The organism is Peterkaempfera griseoplana, assembly GCF_001418575.1.
Lineage (GTDB): Bacteria > Actinomycetota > Actinomycetes > Streptomycetales > Streptomycetaceae > Peterkaempfera > Peterkaempfera griseoplana.
The window spans coordinates 25184-43217 of sequence record NZ_LIQR01000001.1 but is presented as its reverse complement, the minus strand read 5'-3'; the positions used below and the strand labels follow the sequence as shown (position 1 = coordinate 43217).

The window sequence follows — 18034 nt, the reverse complement described above, 5'->3', positions numbered from 1 at the left end:
GTCGGCCATGGGCGGGATCCTCCCACCCGGAGCCGCCGAAGGGGAGGGGCGGCGGCCGGGCGGGCCCCGCGGGCCGCCCTGGCACCGCTCCGGGGCGCGTACTCTTGTGCGTTGAGATGAGCGCGCGAACCTACCAAGTGGTCACCTACGGGTGTCAGATGAACGTCCACGACTCCGAGCGGCTGTCCGGCCTGCTGGAGGACGCGGGATACGTCAAGGCCGACCAGGACGGCAGCCCGGACGTCGTCGTCTTCAACACCTGCGCGGTGCGGGAGAACGCCGACAACCGGCTGTACGGCAACCTGGGCCGGCTCGCCTCGGTCAAGGCGAAGCAGGCGGGGATGCAGATCGCCGTCGGCGGATGCCTGGCCCAGAAGGACCGGGACACCATCGTCCGCAAGGCCCCCTGGGTCGACGTGGTCTTCGGCACCCACAACATCGGGCACCTCCCGGCGCTGCTGGAGCGGTCCCGGGTCGAGTCCGAGGCCCAGGTGGAGATCCTGGAGTCGCTGGACACCTTCCCCTCGACGCTGCCCACCCGCCGTGAGTCGGCGTACGCCGCCTGGGTCGCGATCTCGGTGGGCTGCAACAACACCTGCACCTTCTGCATCGTGCCCGCGCTGCGCGGCAAGGAGAAGGACCGCCGGCCCGGGGACGTTCTCGCCGAGGTGGAGGCGCTGGTCGCCGAAGGCGTCATCGAGGTCACCCTGCTCGGCCAGAACGTCAACGCCTACGGCTCCGACATCGGCGACCGCGAGGCGTTCTCCAAGCTGCTGCGTGCCTGCGGCCGCATCGACGGACTGGAGCGGGTCCGCTTCACCTCCCCGCACCCCCGCGACTTCACCGACGACGTGATCGCCGCGATGGCCGAGACCCCCAATGTGATGCACCAGCTGCACATGCCGCTGCAGTCCGGTTCGGACGGCGTGCTCAGGGCGATGCGCCGCTCCTACCGGCAGGACCGCTACCTCGGCATCATCGAGAAGGTCCGCGCCGCCATGCCGGACGCCGCCATCTCCACCGACATCATCGTGGGCTTCCCCGGCGAGACCGAGGAGGACTTCGAGCAGACCCTGCACGTGGTCCGCGAGGCCCGCTTCGCCCAGGCCTTCACCTTCCAGTACTCCAAGCGGCCCGGCACCCCCGCCGCCGAGATGGACGGCCAGATCCCCAAGGAGGTCGTGCAGGCGCGCTACGAGCGGCTGGTCGCCCTGCAGGAGGAGATCTCCTGGGAGGAGAACAAGAAGCAGGTCGGGCGCACGCTCGAAGTCCTGGTCGCCGAGGGCGAGGGGCGCAAGGACGACCGCACCGACCGGCTGTCCGGACGGGCCCCCGACAACCGGCTGGTGCACTTCACCCGGCCCGCGGAGCCGGTCCGCCCGGGCGACACCGTCCAGGTCGCCGTGACGTACGCCGCCCCGCACCATCTGCTCGCGGAGGGGCCCGCGCTCGCCGTGCGCCGCACCCGGGCCGGTGACGCCTGGGAGCGGCGGCAGGCCGCGCCCGCGGCCAGGCCCGCCGGAGTGATGCTGGGTCTGCCCGGCATCGGCGCCCCGGCCCCGCTGCCTGCGGCTCCGGCCCAGGGCTGCGGCTGCGACTGACGGCGGGACCGCGCCCGGATCCCGGGTGACCGGGAGGGGCATGTGCGGTGGGCGGCCGCCCGCGGCCCGGTGGGGCCGGGTGCGGGGTTGCCGACCGCGCGGGGGCAGGCCGTAGAGTGCTGATCATGCTGGTCGCCGCTGCCGTGTGCCCCTGCCCGCCGCTGCTGGTCCCCGAGGTCGCCTCGGGCGCCGCGCCCGAGCTGGAGGGGCTGCGCACCGCCTGCGCCGAGGCGCTGGCCGAGCTGGCCGCGGCCCGGCCCGACAGGCTGTGGGTGGTCGGCCCCACGGACCAGGGGGACACCGGCCGCGACCGGTTCCGCCGGGGGGCCGTGGGCTCCTTCCGCCGCTTCGGTGTGGACCGTACGGTCCGCCTGGGGCAGGGCCGCGAGCCCGGCGCCGACGGAGACGGGGAACTCACCACCTCGGTGGCGGTGGGGGCCTGGCTGCTGGAGCAGGCCGGCTGGGCGGGCCCCTGCGAGGCCCGCTGCGTACGTCCGGACGAGCGGCCCGAGGAGTGCCTGCGGATCGGGGCGGAACTGGCCGCCGCCGCGCCGCGCACCGCGCTGCTGGTGCTCGGTGACGGCAGCGCCTGCCGTTCGCTGAAGGCGCCGGGCTATCTGGACGAGCGGGCCGAGCCCTTCGACGCCTCGGTGGCGGCGGCCCTGCTGGCGGCCGACACCAAGGCGCTCGCCGCCCTGGATCCGGCGCTGGCCGCCGAGCTGCAGGCCGGCGGCCGCGCGGCATGGCAGGTACTGGCCGGAGCCGCCGAGGAGGCGGGCCTCGGCGGCCGGCTGCTGTGCGACGAGGCGCCGTACGGGGTCGGCTACTTCGTCGCCTCCTGGAGCTGACGGGGTCCGTCAGCCGGGGGTGGCGGTGCCGGAGGGGCCGCTGCCCTGCGGCGGCTGGCCCTTCGCCGCGAGATCGTCCACCGCGTGCTTGGCCTTCTCCGCGCCCTGGCCGATCTTTTCGCTGTACTTGCCCTTGGTGGCCTTGTCGATCGCCTGCCCGACCTTGTCCAGGCCATGGTCGATCTGCTCGCCGTGCTTGCCGGCCAGCTCGGTGGCCTTGTCCTTGAGTTTCTCCATCATGCCCATGGGCGTCTCCTCAGGAGGTCCGCAGGAGATACCTCTGCCCAGCTCCACCGGTCCCAACCTGCCAGACTGGGGGACGTGACCAGCCCGGACAGCCGCAGCCCCGCCCCGCCGCCCGCTCCGCCCCGTGTCGTCGCCGTCGTCGGTGCGACCGCCGCGGGCAAGTCCGACCTCGCGGTGGACCTGGCCAGGGAGCTCGGAGGCGAGGTGGTCAACACCGACTCCATGCAGCTCTACCGCGGCATGGACATCGGCACCGCCAAGCTCACCCCGGAGGAGCGGCGCGGTGTCCCGCACCATCTGCTGGACGTCTGGGACGTCACCGAGACCGCCAGTGTGGCCGAGTACCAGCGGCTGGCCCGGGAGGTGATCGACCGGCTGCTCGCCGCCGGACGCACCCCCGTGCTGGTCGGCGGCTCCGGGCTGTATGTGCGGGCCGCGGTGGACGCCATGGAGTTCCCCGGGACCGATCCGCAGGTCCGGGCCGCACTGGAGACGGAGCTGGCCGAGCAGGGGCCGGGCCCGCTGCATGCCCGGCTCGCGGTCGTGGACCCCGCCGCCGCCGCGGCGATCCTGCCCAGCAACGGCCGCCGGATCGTCCGCGCCCTGGAGGTGGTGGAGATCACCGGCCGCCCCTTCACCGCCAACCTCCCGGGCCACACCTCGGTGTACGACACGGTGCAGCTGGGCGTCGGGGTGCCGAGGCCGGAGCTGGACGCCAGGATCGCGCTGCGGGTGGACCGGATGTGGGAGGCGGGGCTGCTTGCCGAGGTCCGTGTCCTGGAGAAGAACGGGCTGCGGGAGGGGCGTACCGCCTCCAGGGCGCTCGGTTACCAGCAGGTGCTCGCCCACTTCGCGGGGGAGTGCAGCGAGGAGGAGGCACGGGCGGAGACGGTACGGGCGACCCGCCGCTTCGCACGCCGTCAGGAGTCCTGGTTCCGGCGTGACCCGCGGATCCACTGGCTGCCCGGCGGAACCGGCGCCGACCGCTCCCACCTGCTGGAATGTGCTCTGGACAGGGTGCTCACCGGACACTGAGGGCAGGGTTTTGGCCAAGCGACGGTGCATACGCCCTGCGCACGTGCAGGTGCAGAGGGACACGGCGGTCACGGCAGGATCACGTCATGGCCACGGATCACCCGAGGACGCCGTGTGACGCGCGGTGACCGCATGTGGGCATGCCATTATCGACCCGTCAGGGTGACAAGCTGTTGTCGCACCATGCGTCGAATGCTCGGGGAGGCCTCGTGTCGACGGGTACCGGCCCCGAAGCGGACCAGCGCCTGGGCGCCGTCCCGCCCCGCGTGCGAGCCGCGGCCCCTGCCGACCTCGGCGGGTCGCCTCTGTCCTCCCTCTCGCCCCTTGAGCCGCAGGACCCCTTCGGCGCCGACCGCCCGGCGCCGGCCGGACCCGGGATCACCGCCCCGCCGGAGGGCGTGGTGCACGAGCGGGAGATCCGCCCCCGCCGCAGGCTCCGCTGGTGGCAGACACTGCCGATCGCGGTCATCGGGATCTTCGGCTCGCTGATGTTCGCCTTCCCGCTGGCCTTCGAGTCCGGCGACGGCGGCGCGGTCGTCGGCATGCTGGGACTGCTGCTGACCTCGGCCTCCGTGGGCTGGGGTGCGATGGCCGCCCGCCGGGTCGGCTACGCCTGGCCCGGCCTGCCGCGCCGCGGCTCCGCCGAGCGGGCCGGCTGGCGCGCCATCACCGCCTACACCCTGCTGGGGCTGGTCGCCCTGGGCCTCGGGGTGTGGCGGGTGGCCCTGCTCAGGGGCTGACGGGCCGCCCACCCGGCGACGGGGGCCGACCCCGTAGGCTGGCGCCGTGAGCGATGACACCGCGGGCAGCACCACCCTGGGCCTCCCCTTCCTCAAGGGCCACGGCACCCAGAACGACTTCGTGATCGTGCCGGACCCGGACGGCCTGCTGGACATCGGCCCGGCCGACGTCGCGCGGCTCTGCGACCGGCGGGCCGGGATCGGCGGCGACGGACTGCTGCGTGTCGTCCGCTCCGCCGCCCACCCCGAGGCGGCCGGGATGGCCGCCGAGGCCGAGTGGTTCATGGACTACCGCAACGCCGACGGTTCCGTCGCCGAGATGTGCGGCAACGGCATCCGGGTCTTCGCCCGCTATCTGGCCCACGCGGGCCACACCGGGGCCGGGGACGTGGCCATCGCCACCCGCGCGGGTGTCCGCCGGGTGCACCTCGCCAAGGACGGCCCGGACGGGCCCGGCGAGATCACCGTGGACATGGGCCGCGCCGTGCTGCCCGGGACGGACCCGGTCGAGGTCGCCGTGGGAGCCCGCCGCTGGCCCGCCCGCAATGTGAACATGGGCAACCCGCACGCGGTGGTCTTCGTCGACGACCTCGACCACGCGGGCGATCTGCTGACGGCGCCCGCCGTCTCCCCGGCCGGGGTCTACCCGGACGGAGTCAATGTGGAGTTCGTGGTAGAGCGCGGCCCCGGGCATGTGGCGATGCGCGTCCATGAGCGGGGCTCGGGGGAGACCCGCTCCTGCGGCACCGGCACCTGCGCGGTCGCGGTCGCCGCGGCCCGCCGGCACGGCGCCGACCCGGCCGTCACCGGCCGCCCCGCGGCGTACCGGGTGGACGTCCCCGGCGGCCGGCTGCTGATCACCGAGCATCCCGACGGCCGGGTGGAGATGACCGGTCCGGCCGTGATCGTCGCCCAGGGCACACTTCACCTCTGACAGGGCTGGGCCCTGCTCCGCGCCGGCGCCCGGCGCGCCGGTGCGGAGCGCCCGTAGCGGGTGCGCCGACGGCGCGCGCCGCAGTTGTGCATGGCTTTGCCCAGGCCGAATGGCATTGAATCCCCCCGATCGGGTGATCCTGTTGACGCTCCGGAGGTGAGCCGTCGCGGCCCGTGGTGGGCTCGGTAGCATGGACCACCGGGGTCGGGAGCCGCTCCGGTGCTCGCTGCCGGAGGTGCCCATGCCCGTTCACGCCGGTGATCCTGCGCCCGGCGCGCACACCCCGCCGCCCGCGCCGCAGCCGGAGTGCGCCGACCCGAGACCGGCCCGCCGGCTGGGCCGCGGCACCCTGGGCAGAGCGGGCCGGGCGGCGCTGCTGGCCACCGGCCGCGCCCCGTTCCCCGATGCGATCGAGCCCATCGTCCGGGCCCACCGTGCCCACCACCCCCGGGCGGACCTGGCGCTGCTCGGCCGCGCCTACCAGAGTGCCGAGGCCGGCCACCGGGGGCAGCTGCGCAAGAGCGGCGAACCCTTCATCACCCATCCGCTGGCCGTCACCGTGATCCTCGCCCAACTGGGCGCCGAGACCACCACCCTGGTCGCCTCGCTCCTCCACGACACCGTGGAGGACACCGAGATGACGCTGGATCAGGTGCGTGCGGAGTTCGGCGAGGAGGTCGCCTACCTGGTCGACGGCGTCACCAAGCTGGAGAAGGTGGACTTCGGCGCGGCCGCGGAGGCCGAGACCTTCCGCAAGATGCTGCTGGCCACCGGTGACGACGTCCGGGTCATGGTGATCAAGCTGGCCGACCGGCTGCACAACATGCGCACCATCCGGCACATGAAGCCGGCCAGCCGGGTGCGGATCGCCAAGGTCACCCGGGACGTGCTGATCCCGCTCGCCGAACGGCTCGGCATCCAGGTGGTGAAGACCGAACTGGAGGACATCGTCTTCGCCACCCTCCACCCCGAGGAGTACGGCCGTACCAGCGCGCTGATCTCGGCCGGGGACATCGCTACCGGGCCGCTCGCCGACTTCGCCGGCAGACTGCGCCGCCAGCTCGCCGAGGCGGGGGTGCCGGCCGAGGTCACGGTGCGGCCCCGGCACTGCGTCTCCGCGCACCGGGTGCTGCTGAAGCGGCTGGCCGCGCCAGGGCCCGACGGTCGTCCGCAGCAGCTGCGCCCCGCCGATCTGGGGCGGGTACTGGTGGTGGTGGAGGAGAACGCCGACTGCTACGCCGTCCTCGGCGAGCTGCACACCTGCTGGACGCCGCTGCCCGGCGAGTTCAAGGACTTCGTGGCCGCGCCCAAGTTCAACCTCTACCAGTCGCTGCACACGGCGGTGGCCGACGAGCAGCAGAACGTGGTCGAGGTGCTGGTGCGCACCCGGCGGATGCACCGGGTCGCCGAGTTCGGGGTGGTGGCGCTGGGCAGTCCGCGCCAGCCGGAGACCCCCGACCCGGGCCGTGACGAGCTGGACCGCACCGACCCGGCCCGCCCGGGCTGGCTCAGCCGGCTGCTGGACTGGCAGCGGGACACCCCCGACCCCGACGCCTTCTGGTCCACGCTCACCGCCGACCTCTCCGACGACCGGGAGATCACCGCGGTCACCGAGGAAGGCGCGACCCTCACCCTGCGGGCGGGCGCCACCTGCGTGGACGCGGCCTATGCGCTGGGGGAGCAGATCGGCCACCGCTGCATCGGCGCCCGGGTCAACGGGCGGCTGGTCGCCCTGTCCACCCAGCTCTCCGACGGCGACATCGTGGGCGTCCTCACCGAACCCGGCCCGGGGGCGCCCTCGGGGCCCGCCCCGGAGTGGCTGCGGCATGTGCGGACCCCGAGGGCCCGGCTGGCCATCGAGCACTGGCTGGCCGAGCATCCCGCCGACGCCGCAGCCGCCGCGGACGCGGTCATCGCCCCGGAGAGCGCCGCGGCCGACGCCCCCGTGGGGCAGCGCCCCGCGGAGCCGCCGCCGGACGGCCGGGCGCCGGGACCGGAGCGGGCCGCCGGGCCCGCGGAGGTCCGCGGCCGGCCGGAGGTCCCGGTACGGCTCGCCCGCTGCTGCACCCCGGTCCCCCCGGACCGGGTCACCGGCTTCGCCATCCGCGGCGGGGCGGTCGCGGTGCACCGCCGCGACTGCCCCACCGGGCGGCAGATGCGGGCCGCCGGACGACCCGCCGTGGAGGTGGGCTGGACCTCGGGGCCGCGCCGGACGGGCTACCGGGTCACCCTGCTGGCCGACGCGCTGGACCGTCCGAGGCTGCTGGCCGACCTCACCGCCGCCATCGCCGCCGAGGGCATCGGCATCGTCTCCGCCGCCGTGGAGCCTCCGCAGGAGCTCAGGGTCCGCCACACCTACACGGTGGAGCTGCCGGACCCGGGTGTGCTGGCCCCGCTGATGCGCGCCATGCTGCGGGTCTCCGGGGTCTACGACGTCTACCGGTCCGGCCCGGGCGCCACCGGGAGGCCAAATGCAGATGACCGCTCCCGTCCGGGCGTGCGACCATCTTCGGGAATCCGCAGCAGGTCTGCGACGTTCACCAGAGGTACCGAGGGATAGGCCGGGCGGGAAGCCGGGCATGCTCCCGGTGCAGACCCGTTCGACGAACCCTAAGGACACGATGACCTCCACGTTCGACAACCGCGACCACTCCACCGGGCGTGTCGCACGACGCCCGGAGGACCTCCGGGCAGCAGCCCTCATGGACGAGGACCTCGCGGTGATCGACGAGGACCTCGACTACGACGGCGACCAGTACGACCGCAGCGACCGTGCCGCTCTGCGCCGTGTCGCGGGTCTCTCCACCGAGCTCCAGGACGTCACCGAGGTCGAGTACCGGCAGCTCCGCCTGGAGCGTGTGGTGCTCGTCGGCGTCTGGACCGACGGGACGGCCGAGGAGGCCGAGACCTCCCTGGCCGAGCTCGCCGCCCTGGCCGAGACGGCCGGCTCCCAGGTGCTGGACGGTGTGATCCAGCGCCGTGAGCGACCCGACCCGGCGACCTACATCGGGTCCGGCAAGGCGAGGGAGCTCCGGGAGATCGTCGAGACCGAGGGCGCCGACACCGTCGTCTGCGACGGTGAGCTCACCCCGGCCCAGCTGATCCACCTGGAGGACGTGGTCAAGGTCAAGGTCGTCGACCGGACGGCCCTGATCCTGGACATCTTCGCCCAGCACGCCAAGTCCCGGGAGGGCAAGGCACAGGTCTCGCTGGCGCAGATGCAGTACATGCTGCCCAGGCTGCGAGGCTGGGGCCAGTCGCTCTCCCGGCAGATGGGTGGCGGTGGCTCGGGCTCCTCGGGCGGCGGTATGGCCACCCGTGGTCCCGGTGAGACCAAGATCGAGACCGACCGGCGGCGCATCCGCGAGAAGATGGCCAAGCTCCGCCGTGAGATCGCCGACATGAAGAAGGGCCGCGACACCAAGCGCCAGGAGCGCAAGCGCCACCAGGTGCCCTCCGTGGCCATCGCCGGCTACACCAACGCCGGCAAGTCCTCCCTGCTCAACCGCCTCACCGGGGCGGGCGTGCTGGTGGAGAACGCCCTGTTCGCCACCCTCGACCCGACCGTGCGCCGGGCGTCCACCCCCGGCGGCCGGGTCTACACGATCACGGACACGGTGGGCTTCGTCCGCCATCTGCCGCACCACCTGGTGGAGGCGTTCCGCTCCACCATGGAGGAGGTCGCCGACGCCGACCTCATCCTCCACGTGGTCGACGGGTCGCACCCCGACCCGGAGTCGCAGCTGGCGGCGGTCCGCGAGGTGATCACCGAGGTCGACGCCCAGAAGGTGCCGGAGATCGTGGTGATCAACAAGGCGGACGCGGCCGATCCGCTGGTGCTCCAGCGGCTGCTGCGCCGTGAGCCGCGCGCCCTGGTGGTGTCGGCACGCACCGGCGAGGGCATCGACGAGCTGCTGAAGCTGGTCGAGGACGAGCTGCCCAGGCCCTCGATCGAGGTCGAGGCCCTGGTCCCGTACACCCGCGGTGACCTGGTCTCCCGGGTGCACGCCGAGGGCGAGCTGATCGGCACCGAGCACACCGCGGAGGGCACCCTGCTGCGGGCCAAGGTGTCGGCGGAGCTGGCGGCCGAGCTGGAGCGGTACACGGTGGCCGCGGCACGCGGCTGAGCCGAGGCACGGCACAACGCCGGAGGGCGGGAACCAGGTGACTGGTTCCCGCCCTCCGGCGTTCGCACGGCGGCCGGGCGGTCAGCCGGCCTTCTTCACGAAGTAGTTGAACATCTGCTGGGCCACCGTGCCCAGATAGGGCCCGGCCTCCCAGGTCGGGTGGTCCACCGGGCCGATGGAGTTGTTGCTCACCAGCCCCGTCCTGCCGTTCGGCATGGTGGCGAACCAGCCGCCGCCGCTGGACCCCGCGGTCATGGTGCAGCCGATGGCCAGCATCGGCGGCCGTGAGGCGTCATAGGAGATCCGCACCGGAGGGACCGTACTGCGGCACCGGTAGAGCTCCTGCCCGTCGAAGGGCTTCGCCGCCGGGTAGCCCCAGTTGGCCACCGGGGCCAGCTGCTGCCGGGGCGCGTTGAACCAGACCGGGATGGCGCCGCCGACCGTCTCCTCCAGGGAGCGGCCGTCACCCTCCGGGTTGTGCACCTGCAGCACCGCGAAGTCGTACTGGCTGGACTTGTTCACCGGGCCGTGCGTGGCCGGCGGTCCCTCGGCCGCCCACTGCGGCGAGGTGACGATCTTGTCCGCCCACCACTGGCCGAGCGGGGCCAGCGCCTTGTCGAGCGACTGCTGGCCGCCGCTGCCCACACCGGTGCTGTTGTAGCCGGGGACGTACATGATGTGCTTGTACCAGTCGCCGCCCTTGCCGCCGTGCACACAGTGCCCGGCGGTCCACACCAGATTGCTCTTGCCGGGGTGGGCGGGGTCGGTGACCACCGTGCCCGAGCAGACGGCGGTGCCGTCGGGCTCGTCGAAGAAGATCTTCCCGACGGACCCGGGGTACGGGCGCGCGATCGCGGTGGCCCGGATCGGGGCCGGCTCGGGGTCGTTGGGGCCGATGCCGCCGCCGCTGCTGCCGTCGCTGTTGCCGCCGGTGGTACTGCCGCCGCCCGTGGTGCCGCTGCCCGTGCTGCCGCCACCCGACGTGCCGCCGCCGGAGGCGCCGCCGGGATTGTCGGACGGCGGGGCCTGGTCCTTGGGCTTGGCCTTCTTCATCTTCTCCGGATCCCAGAGACCCTTGATCACCGGATTGTTGAAGACATGCTCCTCGGCCCACTTGTCCCAGTCGTCGAAGTTCCAGTTCTTCAACTCGTCCAGGCTGCTGGGCAGGCCGTCCAGCAGGCCGCTGGGCAGTGCGCTGGCGAGGCCGCTCGGCAGGTCGGACGGCAGGCCGCCGATGTCGCCGCCGGATGTGCCGTGTGCGGTGACCGAGCCGTCGGACGAGCCGCCGTTGTCGTTGCAGGCGGTGACTCCGACCAGGGTGACGCAGGCCAGTGCTGCGGCCCCGAGGGCGGTACGGGTACGGGTGCGGGTCGTGCGACGACGCAGGTCGCCCCTGCGTATGGGTGACATGGACTCAGTTCCCCCAGAGTTCAAGACACGGCTCGGCCGTCGTCGTTCGGCGACTACTGTCCCACTGCAGCGGGGGACGGTGCACGGCGACCCCCTGGTTGCGATCGCTGACGAACAGTCACCGTCCCGTGACAGCCCCTGCGTCCTGGCTACGCGGCGCCGGGTCCGGACGGTTCGCGATGTCACCCCCAGGAATGAACTCCGCCGGACGGATCACTACTTCGAGTGGGTGCCCACTTGCTCTGTGCAGTCGAAGGAAGGTAAGCCTTACCCGCCACTTCGCGGAGGTGTCCGGGCTGCGCCGCTGCCGCCCCACGCCACCCGGAACCCTCGCACCCAGCTGGAGGCGCCCGTGAACCCCGCCCTCGCCGGCCCCGGTCCGGCCGATCCGGTCCCCGCCCAGCAGACCGGGTCCGGGAGCCGGCACGGCCTGGACCCGCTGCTGCACCCGGACCCCGCGACCGCCGCCGACCACGCCGCGACCGAGAGCCTGCTGCGCTGCTGGGTACGGGAGACCGGGGTGCCCGCGCCCCGCGACGGGGTGCTGCGCATCCCCGTGGCGGCAGGGGCCGCCCGCCTCACCGTGCCCGTCCGGCACTGGTCCGCGGCGGGCTGGCACCGCTTCGGCCCCGCTCTGCTGACCCCCCGGGCGCCGGTGCCCGGCGCCGCCGGGCAGCGGGAGGACCTGGCCGGAGCGCCGGTCGACGCCGTCACCACCGCGGCCCTGCTCACCCGCGAGGCCGGCGCCGAGGGTGCCGCGGGGATCGCCGACCTCACCGGGCGGGTGGCCGACTCGGTGCGCCGCACCACGCAGTTCCTGGGGCACCGCCGCCGCCACCCCCGCCCGGCGGCAGGCTCGGTGACCTTTCCCTTCCTCGACGGGGAGCAGGCCCTGCTGCTGGGGCACCCCCTGCACCCGACGCCGAAGAGCCGCGACGGCATCGGGGACACCGAGGCCGCCGCCTACTCCCCGGAGCTGCGTGGCTCCTTCCGGCTGCACTGGTTCGCGGCGGACCGGTCCCTGGTGGCCACCGACTCCGCACTGGAGGCATCGGCCCCGCGGATCACCGCCCAGCTGCTCGGCCGCGCCGCACCGCTGCCCCCCGGTACGGTCGCGCTGCCGCTGCACCCCTGGCAGGCCCGGGAGCTGGCGCTGCGCCCCGCCGTCCGGGCGCTGCTGGAGGAGGGGCGGCTCCACGACCTCGGCCCGCACGGGGACTTCTGGTATCCCACCTCCTCAGTACGCACGGTCTGCCGGCCGGGCACCCCCTGGATGCTCAAGCTCTCCCTCGGACTGCGCATCACCAACTCCCGCCGGGAGAACCTCCGCAAGGAGCTCCACCGGGGGGTGGAGGTCCACCGCTTGCTGGAGAGCGGTCTGGCGGCGGAGTGGCGCAGCCGTCACCCGCGCTTCGACATCGTCCGCGACCCGGCATGGCTGGGCGTCGACCTGCCCGGCGCCGTTCCGGGAGCCGCGGGCGGCCTGGACACCGGGATCCGGCTGCAGCCCTTCGGGCCGGGCGACCGGGTGCTCTGTGTCGCCGGGCTGGTCGCCGAGCGCCCGCTGCCCGACCCGGCGGCACCGGAGCGGGACGCCGTCCCCTCCGTTCTGGCCGATCTGCTGCACGGACTCGCCCGCCGCACCGGCCGGGCACCGGCCACCGTCGCCACCGAGTGGTTCCTGCGCTATCTGGACGCCGTGGTGCTGCCCGTGCTCTGGCTGGACGGACGGGCCGGGGTGGCGCTGGAGGCCCACCAGCAGAACAGCCTGGTGCAGCTCGACCACGACGGCTGGCCGGTCGGCGGCCGCTACCGGGACAACCAGGGCTACTACTTCCGGCGGTCGAGGGAGGCGGCCCTGGAGGCCCGGCTGCCCGGCATCGGTGCGCTCAGCGACACCTTCGTGGACGACGCGGTGGCCGATGAGCGCTTCGCCTACTACCTGGGCATCAACCATCTCCTGGGCCTGGTGGGTGCCTTCGGCTCCCAGCGGCTGGCCGACGAGCGTCTGCTGCTGGCCGCGCTGCGGCGCTTCCTGGCGGCGGACCGCACGGTCGCCACCGGCTCCACCCTTCCGGCGCGACTGCTGGACTCCCCGACCCTGCGCTGCAAGGCCAATCTGCTGACCCGACTGCACGGGATGGACGAGCTGGTCGGCCCGGTGGAGACGCAGTCCGTCTATGTCACCGTCCCCAACCCGGTGTCGCCGTCCGCGACCGGACCGGTGTCCGCCGGACTGCCGGCGGACCACGGCACCGCCGGCTGCGGGGCCCGATGACCACCGTGCCCCCGGCGGACCTGCTGGACGGTGTCGGCGGATGGGGTGCGATGGCCACCGTAGCCGGGGCGTTCCGGCTGCGGCCGGTCCGGCTGCCCGACGACCTCCCGCTGCTCGTCGGCTGGATGAACGATCCGGCGGTGGCCGAGTTCTGGCACCTCGACGGTCCCGTGCGGACCGTTGAGGACCATCTGCGCGTCCAGCTCGGCGGCGACGGACGCAGCGTCCCCTGCCTGGGCGTCCTCGGCGGCCGGGCCATGAGCTACTGGGAGGTCTACCGGGCCGATCTCGACCCGCTGGGCCGCCACTACCCGGCCCGGCCCCATGACACCGGGATCCATCTGCTCCTCGGTCCGGCCGACACCCGTGGCAGGGGGCTCGGGAGTCTACTGCTGAGGGCCGTCGCCGACCGGGTGCTGAGGGCCCGTCCGGCCTGCGACCGGGTGGTCGCAGAGCCCGACATCCGCAATCTCGCCTCGGTCGCGGCCTTCGCGAGGGCGGGGTTCCGCCGTACCGTCGAGCTGGAACTCCCCGACAAACGCGCCGTGCTGATGGTCCGCCGGCGCGTCCGGCCCGCCACCGCTGCACGCCGCAGCCCCTGACCCCTCCTCCCGGTCCCCATCACTCAGGGAACCCTCGCCCGCCGACCCGGGCCGGGGCCCAGCCGAGCCGGAGCCGCCGCACCTGCGCCGCGGCCCGCGCCGCCGTACCCGCGGACCACCCGTACCCGCACCAAATCCGGTCCTCCCCGCATCCCAGGAGCCCACCGTGCAGAAGTCCCCGGTCCCCGAAACCCCGCTGCACCTCCCGCCGCAGCTCACCCCGGCCCGCTGGCAGCAGGCCTGCCGCGGGCTGACGGCCAAGATGATCGCCGAGTTCTCCTACGAGGAGCTGTTCGCCCCCCAGCCGCTCACCATGGACGCCGCCGCGGCGGGCGGCCCCGCCCGGCCCTACCGCCTGGCGCTGCCCGACGGCGACTACCACTTCCTGGCCCGCCGGGGTGCGTACGGCAGCTGGCAGATCGATCCGGCGAGCATCACCGCCCCCGGCGGGGCGGAGCCGGACCCGCTGCGGCTGCTGCGGTCCGCCCGCCGCCCGCTGGGCCTGGCCGGAGACACCACCGGACACCTGGTCCGCGAGCTGACCGCCACCCTGCTGGCCGACGCCCACCACGCCGGCACCGGGCTCACCGCGGCGGAACTCGCCGAGCTCGACCACGCCGACCTGGAGGGCAGGCAGACCGGGCACCCCTGGATCGTCCCCAGCAAGGGCCGGCTGGGCTTCTCCGCCACCGACACCGCCCGCTGGGCCCCCGAGTCCCGGGTACCGCAGCGGCTGCCGTGGATCGCCGTCCACACCCGGCTGGCCCGCTACCGCGGCACCGCCGAGCTGGCCACCCCGGAACTCCTCTACGACCGGGAACTCGACCCGGCCACCCGCGAGGAGTTCCACCGGGTGCTGCGCGGCCGGGGAGCCGAACCCGGCGACTATCTGCTGCTGCCCGTCCACCCCTGGCAGTGGGACGAGACCGTGGTCCCGCTCTTCGCCCCCTCCATCGCCGCCGGGGACATCGTGCCGCTGCCGGCCGACGGCGACCTCAGGCTTCCCCAGCAGTCCATCCGGACCTTCCTCAACACCAGCCGTCCCGACCGGCACCATGTGAAACTGCCGCTCTCCATCCTCAACACCCTGGTCTGGCGGGGCCTGCCCACCGAGCGCACGCTGGCCGCGCCCGCCGTCACCGCCTGGGTCCGCAGCCTCCACGACCAGGACCCCTTCCTGCGGGACGAGTGCCGGGTGGTGCTGCTGGGCGAGGTGGCCTCGGTCACCGTCGAGCATCCGGTGTACGGCGGGCTGCCGGAGGTGCCGTACCAGTACAAGGAGCTGCTGGGCGCGATCTGGCGGGAACCCCTGGCCGGCCGGCTGGCGCCCGGAGAGCGCGCCCGGACGCTCGCCGCGCTGCTGCAGACCGGCAGCGACGGGCAGCCGCTGACGGCGGAACTGGTGGCCCGGTCGGGACTGACGCCCCGCGACTGGCTGCGCCGGCTGTTCGCGGCGATGCTGCCGCCGCTGCTGCACTTCCTCTACCGCTACGGGACCGTCTTCTCCCCGCACGGTGAGAACGCCATCGTGGTCTTCGACCACCGGGACGTCCCGGTGCGGCTCGCGGTCAAGGACTTCGTGGACGACGTCAATGTCAGCGACCGGCCGCTGCCCGAGCTGGAGTCGATGCCCGCCGAGGTCGCCGGGGTGCTGCTGCGGGAGCGACCCGACTTCCTCTGTCAGTTCATCCATTCCGGGCTCTTCGTCGGTGTCTTCCGCTATCTGGCACCGCTGCTGGAGGACCGGCTCGGGGTGCCGGAGGAGGAGTTCTGGGGGATGGTCCGCGACGAGATCACCGGTTACCAGCGGCGGTTCCCCGGCCTGGCCGGCCGGTTCGCCCTCTTCGACCTGCTCACCCCGCGTATCGAGCGGCTCTGCCTGAACCGCAACCGGCTGCTGCTGGACGGCTACCGGGACCGTCCGCAGCGCCCCCACGCCGCCGTCCACGGCACGGTGCCCAACCCGCTGCACCGGCCGGCCCCGCTGCCCGCGCCCGGCAGGTCCGGTGACAGCCGCACCACTGTCAGTGGCGCCCCGTAGGGTGGGGGGTGCCATGACGAACGACTCCCCACCCCCCGCAGCGGGGCCCGAGGCCGGCGCCGCGGACGAGACCGCCGCCCATGCCGTGCCGGACGCCGACCGCGCTCGTATTCGGGAACTCCTCCATGCCGCCGTCACCGCTGTCGGCGGCATGGAGCGCCCCGGACAGGTCCAGATGGCCGAGGCCGTCGCCGACGCGGTCGCCACCGGTGAGCATCTGCTGGTCCAGGCGGGCACCGGCACCGGCAAGTCGCTGGCCTATCTGGTGCCGGCCCTCGCCCACGGCGACCGGGTGGTGGTCGCCACCGCCACGCTGGCCCTGCAGCGCCAGCTGGTCGAGCGGGATCTGCCGCGCACGGTGGAGGCGCTGCACCCGCTGCTGCGCCGCAAGCCCCTCTTCGCGATGCTCAAGGGCCGCTCCAACTACCTCTGCCTGCACCGTGCCAACGAGGGCGCCCCCAGCGACGAGGGCGAGGGCCTCTTCGACCCGGCGGAGGCGCTCGGCGGTCCCAGCAGCAAGCTGGGCAAGGACATCCTGCGGCTGCGGGACTGGGCCAACGACACCGAGACCGGTGACCGGGACGACCTCACCCCCGGTGTCTCCGACAAGGCGTGGGCGCAGCTGTCGGTGACCTCCAAGGAGTGCCTCGGCGCCAGTCGCTGCCCCTATGGGCAGGACTGCTTCGCGGAGGCGGCCAGGGAGCGGGCCAAGCTGGCCGATGTGGTGGTCACCAACCACGCGCTGCTGGCGATCGACGCCATCGAGGGCGCACCGGTGCTCCCGGAGCATGAGCTGCTGATCGTCGACGAGGCCCATGAGCTGGTCTCCCGAGTCACCGGAGTGGCCACCGCGGAGCTCTCCGCGACCGCGGTCAACCGCACGGTCAAGAGGGCCGCCAAGCTGGCCAACGAGAAGGCGGTGGACTCCCTCCAGGCCGCCGCGGAGAACTACCACGGGCTGATGGAGATCGCCCAGCCCGGCCGGGTCGAGGAGCTGCCGGAGAACCTCGCCTATGCGGTGGCGGCGATCCGGGAGGCCTGCCGCGCGGTGATCACCTCGCTGGGCGAGGTCCGGGACAAGACGCTCTCCGACGAGGACGCGGTGCGCAAGCAGGCCCTGGCGTCCGCCGAGACCCTGCATGACACCGCCGACCGCCTGCTGGAGGAGTCCCCCTACGACGTGGTGTGGATCGAGCGCAGCGAGCGCTTCGGCCTGGGTACGGCCTCGCTGCGGGTCGCCCCGCTCACCGTCTCGGGGCTGCTGAGGGAGCGGCTCTACGCGGAGCGCTCGGTGGTGCTCACCTCGGCCACCCTCAAGCTCGGCGGGGACTTCGGCGGGGTGGCGGCCTCGGTCGGCCTGCCGCCGGAGGGACGGCTTCCGGAGCAGCGCAGTGCGGACGAGCCGGAGCGGGAGCGCGGGGAGGGGGCTCCGCCGGGGTGGCGGGGCCTGGATGTGGGCTCGCCGTTCGCCTATCCCAAGCAGGGGATCCTCTATGTCGCCCGGCATCTGCCGCCACCGGGCCGGGAGCCCGACCGCCCGCAGATGCTGGACGAGCTGGCGGAGCTGATCGGTGCGGCCGGTGGGCGCACCCTGGGCCTCTTCTCCTCCATGCGGGCCGCACAGACCGCGGCGGAGGCGCTGCGGGAGCGGGTGGACAACACCATCCTGCTGCAGGGTGAGGACACCCTGGGCGAGCTCATCAGGGCGTTCGCCTCGGACGCGGAGACCTGTCTCTTCGGCACCCTGTCGCTGTGGCAGGGCGTGGATGTGCCCGGTTCGGCCTGCCAGCTGGTGGTCATGGACCGCATTCCGTTCCCCCGGCCCGACGACCCCCTGATGAGTGCCCGGCAGAAGGCGGTGGAGCAGGCCGGGGGTAATGGATTCATGGCGGTGGCGGCGACCCATGCGGCGCTGCTGATGGCCCAGGGCGCCGGCCGGCTGGTGCGGGCGGCGGACGACCGCGGCGTGGTCGCCGTGCTGGATCCGCGGCTGGCCACGGCCCGTTACGGCGGATTCTTCCGCTCCTCCATGCCGGATTTCTGGTACACCACCGACCGCAATCAGGTGCGCCGTTCGCTGGCGGCCATCAATGGGTCGGCTCCCGAGCCGAAGCCGGTGGCCCGGCGCGGATAACCGGCCGGCCTTCGTCCCCCCGTCGTGACGAAGCCGCG

General features: G+C 73.8%; 13 protein-coding genes. 11 read left to right on the top strand and 2 right to left on the bottom strand.

The window, feature by feature from the left end; translation table 11 throughout:
• Nucleotides 1-116: 116 nt before the first annotated feature.
• A complete protein-coding gene (gene miaB, locus AOK09_RS00160) occupies nucleotides 117-1601 on the top strand; it encodes a tRNA (N6-isopentenyl adenosine(37)-C2)-methylthiotransferase MiaB (RefSeq protein ID WP_055585002.1) in 1485 nt (494 codons plus the stop codon).
• Nucleotides 1602-1726: 125 nt separating this feature from the next.
• Nucleotides 1727-2449, top strand: a complete 723-nt coding sequence (locus tag AOK09_RS38690) for a class III extradiol ring-cleavage dioxygenase family protein (protein ID WP_055585007.1) — start codon at nucleotides 1727-1729, stop codon at nucleotides 2447-2449.
• 9 nt (nucleotides 2450-2458) lie between these two features.
• Here AOK09_RS38690 and AOK09_RS38685 read toward each other — a convergent pair whose 3' ends face one another.
• Nucleotides 2459-2695 carry an antitoxin gene (locus tag AOK09_RS38685; protein ID WP_055585001.1) on the bottom strand — a complete coding sequence of 79 codons (237 nt, stop codon included), beginning with the start codon at nucleotides 2693-2695 and terminating at the stop codon, nucleotides 2459-2461.
• Between the two features lie 75 nt (nucleotides 2696-2770).
• Here AOK09_RS38685 and miaA point away from each other — a divergent pair, with 75 nt between their 5' ends.
• From miaA to hflX, 5 genes are all read left to right on the top strand, one after another.
• A complete protein-coding gene (gene miaA / locus AOK09_RS00145) occupies nucleotides 2771-3730 on the top strand; it encodes a tRNA (adenosine(37)-N6)-dimethylallyltransferase MiaA (protein ID WP_055585000.1) in 960 nt (319 codons plus the stop codon).
• A 209-nt stretch (nucleotides 3731-3939) separates the two neighbouring features.
• Nucleotides 3940-4470, top strand: a complete 531-nt coding sequence (locus AOK09_RS00140) for a hypothetical protein (RefSeq protein ID WP_079062597.1) — start codon at nucleotides 3940-3942, stop codon at nucleotides 4468-4470.
• 46 nt (nucleotides 4471-4516) lie between these two features.
• Nucleotides 4517-5404: a diaminopimelate epimerase gene (dapF, locus tag AOK09_RS00135; protein ID WP_245687047.1), complete on the top strand. Its 888-nt coding sequence runs from the start codon at nucleotides 4517-4519 to the stop codon at nucleotides 5402-5404.
• A 241-nt stretch (nucleotides 5405-5645) separates the two neighbouring features.
• Nucleotides 5646-7964 carry a RelA/SpoT family protein gene (locus tag AOK09_RS00130; RefSeq protein ID WP_079062600.1) on the top strand — a complete coding sequence of 773 codons (2319 nt, stop codon included), beginning with the start codon at nucleotides 5646-5648 and terminating at the stop codon, nucleotides 7962-7964.
• 61 nt (nucleotides 7965-8025) lie between these two features.
• A complete protein-coding gene (hflX, locus tag AOK09_RS00125) occupies nucleotides 8026-9531 on the top strand; it encodes a GTPase HflX (protein ID WP_055584999.1) in 1506 nt (501 codons plus the stop codon).
• An 81-nt stretch (nucleotides 9532-9612) separates the two neighbouring features.
• Here the strand turns inward: hflX and AOK09_RS00120 are convergent, their stop codons facing one another.
• Entirely contained in the window at nucleotides 9613-10941 is a 1329-nt protein-coding gene (locus AOK09_RS00120) for a trypsin-like serine peptidase (protein ID WP_055584998.1), read from the bottom strand.
• A gap of 352 nt (nucleotides 10942-11293) precedes the next feature.
• Between AOK09_RS00120 and AOK09_RS37140 the strand changes: the two genes are divergently transcribed.
• From AOK09_RS37140 to AOK09_RS00100, 4 genes are all read left to right on the top strand, one after another.
• Nucleotides 11294-13219 carry an IucA/IucC family protein gene (locus AOK09_RS37140; RefSeq protein WP_407675315.1) on the top strand — a complete coding sequence of 642 codons (1926 nt, stop codon included), beginning with the start codon at nucleotides 11294-11296 and terminating at the stop codon, nucleotides 13217-13219.
• Complete coding sequence (locus tag AOK09_RS00110) at nucleotides 13216-13821, top strand: GNAT family N-acetyltransferase (protein WP_079062595.1); 606 nt, start codon at nucleotides 13216-13218, stop codon at nucleotides 13819-13821. Before AOK09_RS37140 ends, AOK09_RS00110 begins: the two co-directional genes overlap by 4 nt.
• Before the next feature lie 166 nt (nucleotides 13822-13987).
• Nucleotides 13988-15862 (top strand): IucA/IucC family protein, encoded by a 1875-nt coding sequence (locus AOK09_RS00105; protein WP_055584996.1) that lies wholly within the window; start codon nucleotides 13988-13990, stop codon nucleotides 15860-15862.
• A gap of 151 nt (nucleotides 15863-16013) precedes the next feature.
• Entirely contained in the window at nucleotides 16014-17996 is a 1983-nt protein-coding gene (locus AOK09_RS00100) for an ATP-dependent DNA helicase (RefSeq protein WP_055585004.1), read from the top strand.
• The last annotated feature ends 38 nt before the right edge of the window (nucleotides 17997-18034 follow it).

Coding starts and splice junctions, on each gene's coding strand:
- miaB (WP_055585002.1), top strand. CDS start 117: ATGAGCGCGCGAACCTACCAAGTGGTCACCTACGGGTGTCAGATGAAC.
- AOK09_RS38690 (WP_055585007.1), top strand. CDS start 1,727: ATGCTGGTCGCCGCTGCCGTGTGCCCCTGCCCGCCGCTGCTGGTCCCC.
- AOK09_RS38685 (WP_055585001.1), bottom strand. CDS start 2,695: ATGGGCATGATGGAGAAACTCAAGGACAAGGCCACCGAGCTGGCCGGC.
- AOK09_RS00130 (WP_079062600.1), top strand. CDS start 5,646: ATGCCCGTTCACGCCGGTGATCCTGCGCCCGGCGCGCACACCCCGCCG.
- hflX (WP_055584999.1), top strand. CDS start 8,026: ATGACCTCCACGTTCGACAACCGCGACCACTCCACCGGGCGTGTCGCA.
- AOK09_RS00120 (WP_055584998.1), bottom strand. CDS start 10,941: ATGTCACCCATACGCAGGGGCGACCTGCGTCGTCGCACGACCCGCACC.
- AOK09_RS00110 (WP_079062595.1), top strand. CDS start 13,216: ATGACCACCGTGCCCCCGGCGGACCTGCTGGACGGTGTCGGCGGATGG.
- AOK09_RS00100 (WP_055585004.1), top strand. CDS start 16,014: ATGGAGCGCCCCGGACAGGTCCAGATGGCCGAGGCCGTCGCCGACGCG.